We start from the raw sequence: 15,441 nt of genomic DNA, 5'->3' as shown, positions 1-15,441 counted from the left end.
TATCAGGCAGCAGGCAGGGTCAGCCCTGCCGTTGAGCCGATTTAGCCATCCCGCCCACTTCTCGGACTCGGCCAGGAGCATCGCACCTCGTTGGCGGGCCAACCCGACAGCCCCTGAGACCGCCCCCATCGACCCTGTACTGTCCCCTCCCTTGCAGCTGGCTCCTTATTGCTGACCGGCTCTCAGATGCCGTGGCCGGATCCCCAATGCCAAGAGGACAATGCCATACAGCGCTCCGCCCAGGCAGAGCAGCAGGGTCAACTCCAGGCTGGCCTTGCCCATGCTCCAGGCCCCCCATTGGGCGAGATCCGGTGACAAATAGGCCAGAAGCCCCCCCATCAAGACCGTTGCCGCCAAGAGCTTGAGGCAGAACAGCCCGGTGTTGCGGGAAGGGCGATAAACATCCTGCTGATAGAGCCCCTTGAACAGCAGTGCGGCGTTCAGGGTGCCGGAACAGGCGGTGGCGAGAGCCAGCCCCACGTAGCCGAGCGGATAGATGAAGATGAGGTTGCACACCATGTTGGCAACCATGGCCATGATGCCGATACGCACCGGCGTCCTAGTGTCCTGGCGGGCGTAATAACCGGGGGCCAGCACCTTGATGAGCATCAAGGAGAGCAGCCCCGTGGTGGAGGCCAGCAGGCTGGCACTGGACATGCTCACCTCGTGCAGACCGAACTCACCGCGCATGAAAAGCACCCGCAGTATGGGCTCGCGCAGCACGGCGATACCGACCATGGCTGGCAAGCCGAGCAGCATCACCATGCGCACCCCCCAATCCATGGTGCGAGAGAAATCCGCCGGATCCGCATCCACGTGTTTTCTGGCTAGGGCAGGCAGGATCACCGTGCTGATGGCCACCGCAAAGAGGCCAAGGGGAAACTCCAGCAACCTGTCAGAGTAGTAGAGATAGCTGATGGCACCGGTGGCCAGAAACGAGGCCAGCATGGTGTTGATCAGCAGGTTGATCTGGCTGACCGACACGCCGAACAGGGCCGGGATCATCAGGGTACGGATCTTCACCACCCCGGGATGGTGCCAACCCCACTTGGGCCAGACCAGCATGTTGAGCTGGCGCAGAAAAGGATACTGGAACAAAAACTGGACCAGACCGCCGAGGAAGACACCGATCGCCAGGGAGATTTCGGGGCGTTCCATCAAGGGCGCGATCCACCAGGCCGCCGCAATCATGGTGATGTTGAGGAACACCGGCGTGAAGGAGGACACGGCAAAACGGCCAAAGGTATTGAGAATGGCCCCCGCCATGGCGGTGAAGGTAATGAACCAGAGATAGGGGAAGGTGATCTTGAGCATCAGACTGGCCAGCTCGAACTTCTCCGCCGCCGGTCCGCCATGCAGCCAGTCCCAGAACCAGCCCCAGCCAAAGAGGGCCGTCAGGACACCGGAACCCAGCACCCCGAGCAAGGTGACCACGGTGACGATGCCACCCAGGGTGCCCGCCACCGCCGCCAGCAACTCGCGAACCGCCTGCTCGTCACCATTTTTCTTGTACTCCGTCATCACGGGCACGAAGGCCTGGTTGAATGCCCCTTCGGCAAAGAGCCGGCGCAAGAAGTTGGGAATGCGATTGGCGAAGAAGAAGACGTCTGCGGCCACCCCGGCACCGAGCAAATTGGCGATGACCACATCGCGCACCAAGCCCATCACACGGGATGCCAGCGTCATTCCGGACACTATCATGCCGGATTTGATCAATTTCTTACTCAAGACGAGGCCTCTGGAACTGTCGGAAAGAAAAGAATGCTGTTAGAATCGGCCGACAGTTTAACCGTCTCCCATCTGACACACCACCGGGGGGCGGTGTTTATTTGCACAAATCATTTGACAATATGTGGTTGGGAAGGCATATTTCCGGGCCTTTTCAATACACTCGCTAAGACAGTTTTAGGAGTTTTACCTTGGCTAACATCAAATCTGCTAAGAAGCGTGCTCTTCAGTCAGAGAAACGTCGTCAGCACAACGCCAGCCGTCGTTCCATGACCCGTACCTACCTGAAGAAAGTGATCGCTGCCATCGCCTCTGGTGACAAGGCTGCTGCCACTGCCGCTTTCGCTGTTGCTCAGCCGATCATGGATCGTATGGCGACCAAAGGCCTGATCCACAAGAACAAAGCTGCTCGTCACAAGAGCCGCCTGTCTGCCCAGATCAAAGCCATGGCTTAATCAGCATCCGCTGATGAAAGCTGAAAAAACCGGCCTAGTGCCGGTTTTTTATTTGGGATCGCTACAGTACAGTTTGTGCAACAATCCGATCATCTCACGCACCTCATGGCTGCGCAGGGAATAATAGACCGTCTGGGCTTCCTTCCTCGTCGCCACCAGCTCATCCCGGCGCAACACCGCCAGATGCTGCGACATGGCTGACTGGCTCAATCCCAATACCTCGTTCAGCTCGCCGACCGACAGCTCCCTATCAAGCAACTGGCACAAGATAAACAGCCGCCGTTCATTGGCCAATGCCTTGAGCAGGGTGACGGCACGCCCGGCATTCGCTTCCATTTCTTCCAATTGCATCTCACCCTCCTCTTCCAAGACAGGCATCATAGCGCCGTCACCGTCGATTTAAAACGAGAGGCTTGCTGGCTGAATGGCCGTGAAATCCTCCTGCCCCGCAAAGAGGAAGGAGAAATCACTCTCGCATACTCGCTTGACCGCAGGATGTTGGATCATCCGCTCGGCAAAGATGACGTAATACTCCTCCATCAGATCCTGGGTTTCACCTAGCAGCATCACCTCCTCCCCCTCCAGGATCTCTTCCCGATAGATGGTCGGAGCCATGAAGATGCCCTGGTTGAAGAAGCCGAACGCCTTCATCAGCGCCGCATCATCGAATTCTCCCAGAATACTGGGGGAAATCCCCTGCTGCTCGAACCACTGGGTCAGTTGACGACCCATGGCGGTACGGCGGCCCGGGATGAGCAGCTTGCGCTCTTCCAGGCAAGCAGGGAAAGGCTGGGAGGGCAAAGGCGCCTTGCAGAAGAAACTGACGCCACATCCCCCCAGACGCTTGGACAGCAACCCGGCATGCTGGCTGGAGTCCACCGGGCAATCAGAGAGGATCATGTCGAGCTTGTGCTCGCTTAACTGCTCCAGGAGCAGTTCATGGGTCGACTCGAAGCAGCGCAGGTGAATGGAACCGTCATTGGGGATCACGGAGAGCAGTACCCGGCTGGCGAGACGCTTGGAGAGAGCGTCGGCGATGCCCACATCGAACAGGATCTGGCTCTCCTTGCGGTAGTTGACGATATCCAGCATCTCGTAGGAGAGGCTGAACATCTTGTCCGCATAGCGAAACACCAGTTGGCCAAGCTCGGTGGCCTCAAGGGAGCGTCCCTTTCTGATCAGCAACTTGCCGCCAAGACGCTGTTCGAGCAGCTTGATCTGACCGGTCACGGTCTGCGGAGTCAAAAAGAGGGCTTCCGCCGCCTGCGTGACGGAGCCCTTCTTCTGAGTCATCCAAAAATAGTAGAGATGGTTGTAGTTAAGGTGTGACATCCGATGGGGTTCCCGCGCCAGGCGGGCTCCGGTAGCAGCTGAGTTCAACCGCCAGAATGTCATACATGTCGCTGATCGAGTCAACCTTGTTCGCGTCGAACTGTGCCTGCAGATGGGCCTTGAGACGATCGGCATCCGGCATTCGCTCGGTGCAGTAGCGCTTGTTGGACAGCTTGACTCGCTCGCCGGCACGACTGCTCAGCGCCCGTTCGGCGAAGGTCTCTCCGAACCGGGCTTTTACCTGTGAGTCCCCCAGCATGAGTGCGCTGTCGACCACCCCGTTGAGATAGGCAGAACAACTTGCCGAGGTGGCATCCTGCTGACAATCGGCCAGACTATCTGCCCAGAGTGCAGGGCTTGCCAGCATGACTAACCATCCTAGTTTTCTCATAACCCCTCCGTACTTTGATTCGCCTCCCGATTGGGCAGCGATATCCGCAGAGCGATGTAACCGATCACGGCCGCGAGTGTGGAACCTGCCAGGATCCCGAGGCGCGAGTAGCTGCCGTAGTCCAGTCCGCCATGCTCGAATGCCAGCGATGCGATAAACATCGACATGGTGAAGCCGATGCCACACAGGATGCTGACGGCAAAGATCTGTCTGAAGTTCACTCCTTGCGGCAATTGGGCAATGCCTGATTTCACTGCCAGCCAGCTGATGGTGAAAATCCCGAGCGGCTTGCCGACGAAGAGCCCCAGGATGATCCCCATGGGGAGCGGATTGAGCAGAGCCGAGAAGTAGACCCCCTCCAGCGATACCCCGGCGTTGGCGAAAGCGAACAGCGGCAGGATCAGGAAGGCGCTCCAGGGGTGCAGCACATGCTCCAGATGCTTGAGTGGCGATGCGTAACGCTTGCCGTTGAGGGGGATCATGAAGCCCACGATGACCCCCGCCAGGGTCGCATGGACACCGGACTTGAGCACGGCAACCCAGAGCACCAGGCCGACTAGCATATAGAGTCCAATCCTGTCCTCACCACGGCGATTCATCCAGAGCAAGGTCAGGGTGGCCACCACACCTATCGCCAGCGCAGTCAGCGACAGTTGCTGGGTGTAGAAGAGGGCAATGATGATGATGACCCCCAGATCGTCCATGATGGCCAGCGCCAGCAAGAAGACCTTGAGGCTGGTCGGTACCCGCTTGCCCAGCAGCGCCATGACCCCGAGAGCGAAGGCGATGTCGGTTGCGGCCGGAATCGCCCAGCCAGCACGGGTAGCCTCGTCTCCGTAGTTGAAGAAGCTATAGATGAGGGCCGGTGCCAACATCCCACCCACGGCGGCAATGGCCGGGAAGGTTGCCTGCACCCGGGAGGAAAGCGCCCCCTCCAGCATCTCTCGCTTCACCTCGAGACCCACCAGAAGGAAGAAGATCGCCATGAAGCCATCGTTGATCCAGAGCAGCAGCGGCTTGTTGATGTCGAGCGCCGCGATGCGAACCTGCACCTCGGTATTGAGGAAGCTCTGATAGTGTTGCGCCAGTGCCGAATTGGCCAGGCCGATGGCAAGCAGGGCGGCCAGGATCAGAATGATCCCGGAAGCGGACTCCAGTTTGAGAAAACGCTTGAATACATCGCTCATATCTAACTACCCATAAGATTCCATTTTTTCAGTCTAGGGCCCGAGTAGCTCAATGAAAAATCGTTTCTAACGGCCGATAACAACGAAAAAACCGAAAGCAAAACAGATAATGCCTGCTATAAGCCGGTTACTACCCTCTTTCAAGAGCCTTCTCTCCACCCGGAACATCGCATATAAATTCACATAAAATGCAAAAGGCGCCCGCAGGCGCCTCTAACAGCTGAGTGTCAATTCATCGTCACCTGAGAGGCGGGACTCGCCCCAGGCTCATTACTTACTCAAATAGCGACAGGCGCCTTGATCCCAGGATGGGGATCATAGCCCTGGATCTCGAAATCCTCGAATCTGTAATCGAAGATGGAGTCAGGTTTGCGCTTGATCACCAGTTGCGGCAGGGGGCGCGGCTCGCGGGTGAGTTGCAGTGCCGTCTGCTCCATGTGGTTGGAATAGAGGTGCACATCGCCACCGGTCCAGACAAAGTCACCCACTTCCAGATCGCACTGCTGCGCCATCATGTGGGTCAGCAGCGCATAGCTGGCAATGTTGAACGGCAGGCCAAGGAAAACATCACAACTGCGCTGGTAGAGCTGGCAGGAGAGCTTGCCATCCGCCACATAGAACTGGAAGAAGGCGTGGCAGGGTGCCAACGCCATTTTGTCCAGCTCGCCCACGTTCCAGGCGGAGACGATGATGCGGCGGGAATCCGGGTTGTGCTGGATGTCGTCCACCGCCTTCTGGATCTGGTCGATGACAGACCCATCGGCCGCCGGCCAGGAGCGCCACTGGGCACCATAGACAGGCCCCAGATCACCGTGCTCGTCGGCCCACTCGTCCCAGATGCTGACACCGTGCTCTTTCAGATAGGCGGTGTTGGTATCGCCATTGAGGAACCAGAGCAGCTCATGAATGATGGAGCGTAGGTGGCACTTCTTGGTGGTCACCAGCGGGAAACCTTCCGCCAGATTGAAGCGCATCTGATGACCGAACAGGGAGACAGTCCCGGTCCCGGTGCGATCGGATTTGACGGTCCCTTCATCCAGAATTTTCTGCATCAGGTCGAGATAGGCACGCATTACTTCGCCTCCTTGGGTTCATTGCCGAACAGGCGGGGCTGCTTGTAGGCGGCCCAGACCATGAGCGCACCCGCCACTATCATCGGGGTAGAGAGGATCTGGCCCATGCTGATCTCGTTGAAGTAGAGACCCAGCTGGCTGTCAGGCTGACGAACAAACTCCACCAGGAAGCGGAACAGACCGTAGAACAGCAGGAACATGCCGGAGATGGCGCCACGGGGCGGGTGTTTGCGCCAGAACAGGTTCAGGATGATGAAGAGCACCACCCCTTCCAGCGCGAACTGATAGAGCTGGGACGGGTGACGTGGCTCGGGGCCCGCCTCGGGGAAGATGATGGCCCAGGGGACATCGGTCACCCGACCCCACAACTCGCCGTTCATGAAGTTGCCGATGCGGCCGACGCCGAGGCCAAACGGAATCAGCGGCGCCACGAAATCCGCCACGGTGAAGAAGTGGCGCTGGGTTTTGTGGGCAAACCAGATCATGGCGGTGATCACCCCGATGAGGCCACCGTGGAACGACATGCCACCGGTCCATATCTTGAACAGATAGGTCGGGTCTGCGAGGAAGAGATCGAAGTTATAGAACAGCACATAGCCGATACGGCCACCCAGGATCACCCCGAGGAAGCCGTAGAACAGCAGATCCGAGACCTCGTTGCGGGTCCAGCCGCTGTTGGGTGCATCGGCACGGCGACCTGCCAGCCACATGGCGAAGGCAAAACCGAACAGGTACATGAGACCATACCAGCGTACCGATAATGGTCCCAAACTGAATGCTACAGGATCAATCTGCGAGAAAACCCAATATCCGTCGTGCTGCATAGGCGGCCCCAATCATAAGAAAAGCCGCATTCTCCGATCATTCTTACGCAGTAACAAGGTGGAATATCAATCGGGCAGCCTGACCTTGTGCCCAGCCCGCAGCAATCCGCCCAGACCGTGCTCTTCCAGATAGCGGGCAAACAGGCCCCGCAGCACGTGAGGATTGTCATGCTTGAGACCATCCGCCATCAGCGCCTTCAACTCGCCAAGGTCGGATTGCCGCAGCACGTATTTGATACGGGAGATGTTGTGGGTATTCATGCTGAAACGACGATAGCCCATGGCCAGCAGCAGCAGCACCCCGACCGGATCGCCAGCCAGCTCGCCACAGACAGAGACCGGCTTGTGATAGCGCCGGGAGGCATCGACCAGCAGTTGCAAAGCGCGGATCACCGCGGGATGGAAGGCATCGTAGATGCTGGCGACACGGGCATTGTTGCGATCCACCGCCAGCAGGTACTGGGTCAGGTCGTTGCTGCCCACCGACCAGAAGTCGATGAGCGGCGCCATCTCCGGCAGGATGTACAGCGCGGAGGGGACTTCGATCATCACCCCGAGACTGGGGTAGCGGATCACCGCATCGCGGCTGGCCGCTTCTTCCGACACCTCGCGCCACGCCTGATCCAGCAGACGACGGGAGGCCTTGATTTCACTGACGCTGCTGATCATCGGCAGCATGATGGCCAGATTGTCCAGCCCTTCGCTGGCCCGCAACATGGCCTTGAGCTGCACCAGGAAGAGTTCGGGGTGATCCAGGGTGAGCCGGATCCCCCGCCAACCAAGGAAGGGATTTTCCTCCACTATGGGGAAATAGGGCAGTTGCTTGTCCCCCCCCACGTCCAGAGTTCGCATGCAAACCGGGCGATCCCGATAGGTTTCCAGGATCCCGCGATAGCGGGCAGTCTGCTCCCACTCCGAAGGGAAGCTGTCCTGCAGCATGAAGGGGATCTCGGTGCGATAGAGCCCCACCCCATCCGCAAGATGATTGAGGGAAATCTCGGTATCCGCACTCAGCCCTGCGTTGAGCAGCAGGGAGACCTTGGTGCCGTCCGCGGTCTCGGAGGGCTGGTTGTCGACGCTGCGCACCAGGGTGTCGAGTGCCCGCTCCTCACTCAGCAGTTGACGGTACTCGGTCAGGATCACCTGGTTGGGTTCGATGAAGAGATCGCCGCTGTAGCCATCGATGACCAGAGTACGCCCGCCGATGTCACCGAGGGGCAGATCCACCCCCATGATGGCCGCCACCCCCATGGCACGGGCCAGGATGGCGGCATGGGAGTTTGTCCCGCCCTTGAGCGACACCACACCGCTCAGAAATTCCCTCGGGATCTCCGCAAGGATGGTGGCCGTTACTTCATCGGCGACCAGCACCACGGGTTCGCCGATGGTGAGCTGCTCGGGTTCGTCCTGCACCAGCCGGCTGATGAGCCGCTGGGCGATGTCTTTCACATCGGTGGAGCGCTCCCGCAGATAGGGATCTTTCATCCCCTTGAACTGCTCTATCAGCCGATCGCTGATGAGTTTGACCGCCGAGATCGCCGTCCAGTGTTCCTTGCTGACCTTGTTGCGGATGGGCTTGATGTAGCCGGGATCGTTCAACAGGTGCAGATAGATGTCGAAGATGGCGACCGAGTCCTGGCTGTAGCTCTCGCGAAAACGCAGTGCCAGGCTCTCCAGATCGTGGCGCACTTCCTCCACCGCCAGCTCGAGACGGGCAAGCTGCTTGGCATGATCCTCGTCCTTGCGCGGCGTGATGGTATTGAGCGCCTTGCGCGGACGCCACACCCAGGCCTTGGCGATGGCGATGCCACTCGCCCCGGCAATCCCGCGCAGCGGCTTGCTCCAGTCGGTCTTCTGCAGCCACCCCTTGGCCTGGGCCTGGGCGATGCGGGCAGCCAGCTGAGCCGCCAGGGTGACCATGAAGGACTCCTCCCCCTCATCGAAGAGGCGGCTCTCCTTCTGCTGCACGACCAGAATCCCCACCACCTGACGCTGATGCATGATGGGAGCGCCGAGGAAGGAGCGAAACGCCTCTTCCGCCACATCGGGCAGGAACTTGAAACTGGGGTGAGAGGGGGCATCGGCAAGGTTGATCAGCTCTTCACGCTGACCCACCAGGCCGACGATACCCTGCTCGAACGGCAGGGTGGCCTTGCCCACGGCCGATTCGGCCAGACCATCGGTCGCAGCCAGTCGATAGCGGCGCATGTCCGGCTCGGCCACATAGACGGAGCAGCAGTCCACCGTCATGGCGAGCCGGGTCTGGCTCACCAATGCTTGCAAGGCCTGTTCGAGGGTGTTGGCCTCGGCCATGCTTTCCACGATGCGTCTGAGTTCCGTCAGCAACTAGTTGTGCTCCTTAACGCGAGCGGTTGCGCCGCCCATCTTTTCGGTTAGCCTGCACCACGGGGACTGGCATGGCCAGCGGGGCAAACTCCTTCATCACCCGGCGGTAAACCTCCCGCTTGAAGGAGACGACCTGACGAACCGGGTACCAGAAGCTGACCCAACGCCAATCATCAAATTCCGGGTGACCATGACAGCCAAACTGGATCCTGGACTCTTTGCCAGGATCGAGCTGCAACAAAAACCATTTCTGCTTCTGGCCAATACAGACCGGTGAACTGTCCCAGCGGACGAGTCGTTTGGGTAAGCGATACTTCAGCCAGTTGCGACTGGTCGCCAGTATGGTCACATCGTCCTGCTTGAGGCCTATCTCCTCATACAGCTCACGATACATGGCCTGTTCCGGCGATTCACCATCATCAACCCCCCCCTGCGGAAACTGCCAGGAGTGCTGCCCATAGCGCTTAGCCCACAATACTTGTCCGTCACGGTTACAGATCACGATGCCGACATTGGGACGAAATCCGTCACCATCTATCACGTGATCACCTTATAAAGGCTGAATCTATAACGAGATTGTTCCACATTCACCCCGTGGCGGCAAACAGGGACTGTCATCTTCCATTCATGAATAACTTGGCATTTCAAGCAAAGTTATAAACAAATTGAAGGTTCATGCTAGGCAAGTTGCCCACCCAGACTGTGCATAAACCTGTGATCAAGCAGGTATATACAGTAGTTTTATACTGTGGCATTGCACGGAAGCATATCATAAACGATTCACTTAAAAACAAAATATACATTTAAATACATAAGGTTATAGTTTGATTGCTGGATCAAGATCCATGTCTTTTGCCTAAGAGGATCCAGCCTGTCAATTGTGAACAAGTTCGACTGCTCAAAGATCCACCAAGACGGATTTATCCACAGATATGGCGCATTATCTGCACCGAAATGGCGCTGAAAATCGGCGTACTCTCACATTTATTTCTGGTGCCACGCTTCCTTTCACCACTTTACGCCAGTTATCCAAGATTTCTGTGGATAACTGTGTGCAACAGCTCGCACAAACCCTTGGACAACTCGTTTATGCGGGGATCCGGCGGGCCAACATACTGGATAAATAAAGTAAAACCCTTTAAAATCATTTAGATATGTTGAATTCTGTCACCCATGTCTCCCTGTGTATAGTCGGGCGAGGATCGGTTACAAAATCAGCGATACCATGCAAGGATCCGTATTGCGATGTCTATTATCTCCAGAGGAGCCCTCATGCCCGCCAATCCCCAGTCAGAACAAGAGCTGCTCAGTCGAGCCTACGCCATGGCGGGCTTCACTCTGGCCCAGCTTGCCGCAACGGCTGGCATCCCCGTACCGCGGGATCTCAGGCGTGACAAGGGCTGGACAGGGCAGTTGATCGAGTGGCAGCTAGGGGCCAGTGCAGGTAGCCGTCCCGAGCAGGATTTTCCGGATCTCGGTATCGAGCTCAAGACGATCCCCGTCGATCCTCAAGGGCGCCCGCTGGAAACCACCTTTGTCTGCGTGGCCCCCCTCATCGGGGTCAGCGGCCAGCGCTGGGAGGAGTCGAACGTGCGCAACAAGCTGTCGCGGGTGCTCTGGATCCCGGTGGAAGGCAGCCGCGACATCCCTGTCGGCGACCGTCGCGTCGGCATGCCGCTACTATGGAGCCCGAATGAAGAGGAAGAAGGACTGCTGCGCCAGGACTGGGAAGAGCTGATGGACATGATAGTGCTGGGGGAAGTGGAGCAGATCAGCGCGCGCCACGGCCAGGTATTGCAGCTACGCCCCAAGGCGGCCAACAGCAAGGCGCTGACCCGCGCCATCGGCCGCAATGGCCAACCCATCATGACGCTACCACGGGGCTTCTACCTCAAGATCGAGTTCACCCATCAACTCCTGCAGCGCCATTTTGCCCTCCCCCTTTGATCCTGTTTATCAACATCCTTGTCATAAAGTGATATAAAAATAACCAGCGCTACTTTCTTCGCAGCCAGTGACAAGGAGTCCATATGCCGATCAACAAGCAATTCCTCAAATCCCGTCCCGAGGTCAAGGTGACCTTTGCCGTCGAAAAGGAGGCCGCCGGTGATGCCGAGCAGGTCTTGCTGCTGGGTGAATTCAGCCAGTGGCAGCCCATTGAACTGAAGAGGATGAAAAACGGAGAGTTTAAGGCGACACTCAACCTGCCGACCGATGGCCCCAGCCATTTCGAGTATTGCTATCAGCTAGTGCAACCCGATGGTGAAACTCTTTATGACAACGACTGGGAGGCGGACGACTACGTGCCTGGCCCCTTCGGGCGTGACAACTCTGTGGTGCGGGTCAGCCAGCCCAGTTGAGCCAATACCCCGCACACGGATACAAAAAAGGCTCGCCATTGGCGAGCCTTTTCACTACCTGTCGAGCTTTTCGCCGACATACCGACACCAATTCGAATCGAATTAGTTGAGCTTCTCTTTGATACGAGCAGCTTTGCCGGACAGGTTGCGCAGGTAGTACAGTTTGGCGCGGCGAACATCACCACGACGCTTCAGTTCTACACTGTGGATCAGCGGAGAGTGAGTCTGGAATACACGCTCAACACCTTCGCCGTTGGAGATCTTGCGAACGGTGAAAGCAGAGTGCAGACCGCGGTTACGCTTGGCAATCACGATGCCTTCGAAAGCCTGCAGACGCTCTTTACCACCTTCTTTAACACGAACTTGAACACGTACGGTGTCGCCCTGGGCAAAAGCCGGGATGTCGGTACGCAGTTGCTCTTGTTCAAGCTGCTGAATAATCTTGCTCATTGTCTTTCCTTACCTAGGATAAACTGAAAACTCTACTTAACGCTGTCACGCACTTCGCGGACATACTCGGCAAGAAGTGATTCTTGCTCGTCAGTCAGAGCTAGGTTGTTAATAAGTTCCGGCCTTCTCTGCCAGGTTCGTCCGAGCGATTGCTTGAGTCGCCAGCGCCGAATCACTTCGTGATTGCCGCTTGTCAGCGCCTCGGGCACCGTCAGCCCATCCAACACCTCCGGCCGAGTATAGTGGGGATGATCCAGCAGCCCATCCGTGAAGGAGTCCTGCTCGGCACTGGCCTGATCGCCCAAGACCCCCGGGACCAGACGCGAAACCGCATCGATCAGGGTCATGGCAGGCAACTCGCCACCACTTAACACGTAATCCCCGATAGACCACTCTTCGTCGACTTCGGTTTGTATCACGCGCTCATCGATACCTTCGTATCGACCGGCGACCAGAATCAGTTTCTGATTCGTCGCCAACTCGGTCACGCCCGCTTGAGTCAGCTTGCGTCCCTGAGGAGAGAGATAGATGACTTTCGCCCCGTCTCCCGCCGCTTGCTTGGCTGCATGAATGGCATCACGCAGCGGCTGAACCATCATCAACATCCCGGGCCCACCACCATAAGGACGATCATCGACCGTACGGTGTTTGTCGTGGGCGAAGTCCCGAGGGTTCCAGCACTCAATCTGCAGCAGGCCACTCTTGACGGCCCGACCCGTTACCCCGTGCTCGGTAATGGCTCGGAACATTTCCGGGAAGAGGCTAATCACCCCAATCCACATAAGAAACCTCCGGCACCCGTGTTAGCGCGGGAAACTAGAAACCAGGATCCCAATCAACTTCGATTGTTCGAGCAGTCAGATCAATATTCTTGATCACCTGCTCTTCCAGGAACGGTATCAACCGCTCCTTTGCACCAAAGGCATCTTTTACATTGGCCTCAACCACCAACACATCGTTGGAGCCGGTTTCCATCAATTCGGTCACCTTGCCCAGGTCGTATCCCTTGGTGGTTACCACGGTGCAACCAATGAGGTCACGCCAGTAGAACTCCCCTTCGGGCAACGCAGGCAACAGATCGGCGGGGACGCCAATCTCGACGTTGGTCAATGCCAGGGCATCCTCACGCACATCGATACCATCGAGTTTGCAGATCAGACCCTTGTTGTGACGCTTCCAGGATGACACCCGGATTTCACGCCACGCCCCGTTCTGATTGATCAGCCAGGGGTTGTAATCGAAAATCGCTTCGGCAACATCGGTGAAGGAGTTCACTTTAAGCCAGCCCTTGATCCCGTAAACGGTCCCCAGGGTGCCCAGAACTACAGGTTTTTCCACCTTAACTCCCTACCGTTTGGCTGATTAAGCAGCTTTGGCAGCGTCTTTGATCAGCTTGGCAACGCGGTCAGAAACAGCGGCACCAGTAGCAACCCAATGCTCGATACGAGCCAGGTCCAGGTTCAGCTTTTCAGCGTTACCAGCAGCAACCGGGTTGAAGAAACCGACGCGCTCGATGAAACGACCGTCACGGGCGTTACGGCTGTCAGCAACTACTACCTGGTAGAACGGACGCTTTTTCGCGCCACCACGTTGTAAACGAATGGTTACCATATCGTCCTCATAAACATCTAATGAACAAGGCCTGCAAATACGCAGACCCTAGCTTAAAATAAGCCGCGTAATTCTACTTGGATTCGTAATAATTGCAACCAAGCCAGCTATTTTTTGCGCAGGGATTGGCATGAAAAAGGCTCACCAGGGTGAGCCTTTCTACCTGACCAGCAGGAAAATCAGAACGGACCGCGACCGCCACCACCGAATCCGGGGGGCAGCATGTTCTTCATCTGGCCCATCATCTTGCGCATACCGCCCTTGCCGGACATTTTCTTCATCATACGCTGCATCTCGGTGAACTGCTTGAGCAGCTTGTTCACATCCTGGACCTGCATGCCGGAGCCCGCAGCGATGCGGCGCTTGCGGGAGCCCTTGATGAGATCGGGATGGGCACGCTCTTTCGGCGTCATGGAGCTGATAATGGCCTCCATCCGCACGGTGAGCTTGTCATCCATCTGATCCTTGATGTTGTCCGGCAGGCCGGACATGCCAGGCAGCTTGTCGAGCATCCCCATCATGCCACCCATGTTGCGCATCTGGGCCAGCTGCTCACGGAAGTCTTCCAGATCGAAGCCCTTGCCACTCTTGACCTTGCTTGCCAGCTTGGCCGCCTTCTCTTTATCGACGTTGCGCTCCACCTCTTCGATGAGAGAGAGCACATCCCCCATACCGAGGATGCGGGAGGCGAGACGATCCGGATGGAACGGCTCCAGCGCGTCAGTCTTCTCACCCATACCGATGAACTTGACCGGCTTGCCGGTGATATGGCGAACCGACAGTGCGGCACCACCGCGGGCATCACCGTCTGCCTTGGTAAGGATCACACCGGTGAGCGGCAGCGCTTCGTTGAAGGCCTTGGCGGTATTGGCAGCATCCTGGCCTGTCATGGCATCCACCACGAACAGGGTTTCGACCGGCTTGATGGTGGCGTGCAGATCCTGGATCTCCGCCATCATTTCGCCATCGACGTGCAGACGACCGGCAGTATCGACGATCACCACGTCATAGAACTTCTTGCGCGCCTGATCGATGGCGGCAGTGGCAATAGCGATCGGTTTCTGGCTGGCATCACTCGGGAAGAAGTCGACACCGATGTCGCCCGCAAGGGTCTCAAGCTGCTTGATCGCCGCCGGACGGTAGACGTCCGCACTGACCACCAGCACCTTTTTCTTGCTGCGCTCCTTGAGCAGTTTGGCCAGTTTGCCGACCGTAGTGGTCTTACCGGCCCCCTGAAGACCTGCCATCAGGATGATGGCCGGCGGCTGGGCAGCCAGGTTGAGCTGTTCGTTGGCCTCCCCCATCACGGTGACCAGTTCGCCATGGACTATCTTGATGAAGGCCTGGCCCGGGCTAAGGGATTTGGCCACTTCCTGGCCCACGGCACGTTCCTTGACGCGCGCCACGAAATCGCGCACCACCGGCAGGGCGACGTCCGCCTCGAGCAACGCCATGCGGACTTCGCGCAGGGTATCCTTGATGTTCTCTTCGGTCAGGCGGCCGCGGCCGCTGACATTGCGCAGGGTGCGCGAGAGTCGTTCAGTCAAATTCTCAAACATGACGCTTTCCGGTTCTTGGCGTGACACTGGGGGCATTATACCCCGGTCAGCACTCTAGGGACGATTACTCGCCGCTTGCCGCGGCGGCCTGCCATCGAACGGGCAGGTCAACAAATGGAGGGCAG

General features: G+C 57.7%; 17 protein-coding genes. 3 read left to right on the top strand and 14 right to left on the bottom strand.

The window, feature by feature from the left end:
• Positions 1-165: 165 nt before the first annotated feature.
• Positions 166-1,728 (bottom strand): murein biosynthesis integral membrane protein MurJ, encoded by a 1,563-nt coding sequence (murJ, locus tag AB5Y53_RS02190; RefSeq protein ID WP_048209144.1) that lies wholly within the window; start codon positions 1,726-1,728, stop codon positions 166-168.
• A 191-nt stretch (positions 1,729-1,919) separates the two neighbouring features.
• Between murJ and rpsT the strand changes: the two genes are divergently transcribed.
• Positions 1,920-2,183: a 30S ribosomal protein S20 gene (gene rpsT, locus AB5Y53_RS02185; RefSeq protein WP_005308808.1), complete on the top strand. Its 264-nt coding sequence runs from the start codon at positions 1,920-1,922 to the stop codon at positions 2,181-2,183.
• A gap of 48 nt (positions 2,184-2,231) precedes the next feature.
• Here the strand turns inward: rpsT and AB5Y53_RS02180 are convergent, their stop codons facing one another.
• From AB5Y53_RS02180 to rppH, 8 genes are all read right to left on the bottom strand, one after another.
• Positions 2,232-2,534: a metalloregulator ArsR/SmtB family transcription factor gene (locus AB5Y53_RS02180; RefSeq protein ID WP_043153141.1), complete on the bottom strand. Its 303-nt coding sequence runs from the start codon at positions 2,532-2,534 to the stop codon at positions 2,232-2,234.
• A 48-nt stretch (positions 2,535-2,582) separates the two neighbouring features.
• Positions 2,583-3,515, bottom strand: a complete 933-nt coding sequence (gene nhaR, locus AB5Y53_RS02175; RefSeq protein ID WP_010673095.1) for a transcriptional activator NhaR — start codon at positions 3,513-3,515, stop codon at positions 2,583-2,585.
• On the bottom strand, positions 3,502-3,882 hold the full coding sequence (locus tag AB5Y53_RS02170) for a hypothetical protein (RefSeq protein WP_368181045.1): 381 nt from the start codon (positions 3,880-3,882) through the stop codon (positions 3,502-3,504). Before AB5Y53_RS02170 ends, nhaR begins: the two co-directional genes overlap by 14 nt.
• 20 nt (positions 3,883-3,902) lie before the next feature.
• Positions 3,903-5,093, bottom strand: coding sequence for a Na+/H+ antiporter NhaA (gene nhaA, locus AB5Y53_RS02165; protein ID WP_049636461.1), 1,191 nt, complete (start codon positions 5,091-5,093; stop codon positions 3,903-3,905).
• 278 nt (positions 5,094-5,371) lie between these two features.
• Positions 5,372-6,166: a thymidylate synthase gene (gene thyA, locus AB5Y53_RS02160; RefSeq protein ID WP_042014892.1), complete on the bottom strand. Its 795-nt coding sequence runs from the start codon at positions 6,164-6,166 to the stop codon at positions 5,372-5,374.
• Positions 6,166-6,990 (bottom strand): prolipoprotein diacylglyceryl transferase, encoded by an 825-nt coding sequence (lgt, locus tag AB5Y53_RS02155; protein WP_368181044.1) that lies wholly within the window; start codon positions 6,988-6,990, stop codon positions 6,166-6,168. Before lgt ends, thyA begins: the two co-directional genes overlap by 1 nt.
• Positions 6,991-7,056: 66 nt before the next feature.
• The gene (ptsP, locus tag AB5Y53_RS02150; protein ID WP_041214477.1) at positions 7,057-9,336 is read right to left on the bottom strand and encodes a phosphoenolpyruvate--protein phosphotransferase; all 2,280 of its coding nucleotides are present in this window, start codon (positions 9,334-9,336) and stop codon (positions 7,057-7,059) included.
• Between the two features lie 13 nt (positions 9,337-9,349).
• Positions 9,350-9,877 (bottom strand): RNA pyrophosphohydrolase, encoded by a 528-nt coding sequence (gene rppH, locus AB5Y53_RS02145; RefSeq protein WP_010673089.1) that lies wholly within the window; start codon positions 9,875-9,877, stop codon positions 9,350-9,352.
• 731 nt (positions 9,878-10,608) lie between these two features.
• Between rppH and mutH the strand changes: the two genes are divergently transcribed.
• Positions 10,609-11,283 (top strand): DNA mismatch repair endonuclease MutH, encoded by a 675-nt coding sequence (gene mutH / locus AB5Y53_RS02140; RefSeq protein ID WP_042014896.1) that lies wholly within the window; start codon positions 10,609-10,611, stop codon positions 11,281-11,283.
• An 83-nt stretch (positions 11,284-11,366) separates the two neighbouring features.
• Positions 11,367-11,696 (top strand): isoamylase early set domain-containing protein, encoded by a 330-nt coding sequence (locus AB5Y53_RS02135; protein ID WP_103260846.1) that lies wholly within the window; start codon positions 11,367-11,369, stop codon positions 11,694-11,696.
• Positions 11,697-11,798: 102 nt separating this feature from the next.
• Here the strand turns inward: AB5Y53_RS02135 and rplS are convergent, their stop codons facing one another.
• The 5 genes from rplS to ffh all read right to left on the bottom strand — a co-directional run bounded on the left by rplS (position 11,799) and on the right by ffh (position 15,316).
• A complete protein-coding gene (gene rplS / locus AB5Y53_RS02130; RefSeq protein ID WP_005313505.1) occupies positions 11,799-12,146 on the bottom strand; it encodes a 50S ribosomal protein L19 in 348 nt (115 codons plus the stop codon).
• 32 nt (positions 12,147-12,178) lie between these two features.
• Positions 12,179-12,928 (bottom strand): tRNA (guanosine(37)-N1)-methyltransferase TrmD, encoded by a 750-nt coding sequence (trmD, locus tag AB5Y53_RS02125; RefSeq protein WP_368181043.1) that lies wholly within the window; start codon positions 12,926-12,928, stop codon positions 12,179-12,181.
• A 34-nt stretch (positions 12,929-12,962) separates the two neighbouring features.
• Positions 12,963-13,484, bottom strand: a complete 522-nt coding sequence (gene rimM / locus AB5Y53_RS02120) for a ribosome maturation factor RimM (RefSeq protein WP_039039979.1) — start codon at positions 13,482-13,484, stop codon at positions 12,963-12,965.
• 24 nt (positions 13,485-13,508) lie between these two features.
• Positions 13,509-13,757, bottom strand: a complete 249-nt coding sequence (gene rpsP, locus AB5Y53_RS02115; RefSeq protein WP_010673084.1) for a 30S ribosomal protein S16 — start codon at positions 13,755-13,757, stop codon at positions 13,509-13,511.
• A gap of 179 nt (positions 13,758-13,936) precedes the next feature.
• Positions 13,937-15,316 (bottom strand): signal recognition particle protein, encoded by a 1,380-nt coding sequence (gene ffh, locus AB5Y53_RS02110; protein WP_010673083.1) that lies wholly within the window; start codon positions 15,314-15,316, stop codon positions 13,937-13,939.
• Positions 15,317-15,441 lie beyond the last annotated feature (125 nt).

This window comes from Aeromonas sp. R7-5 (assembly GCF_040908015.1).
GTDB classification, from domain to species: Bacteria; Pseudomonadota; Gammaproteobacteria; order Enterobacterales; family Aeromonadaceae; genus Aeromonas; species Aeromonas caviae.
This window is presented reverse-complemented; position numbering and strand designations above follow the sequence as displayed.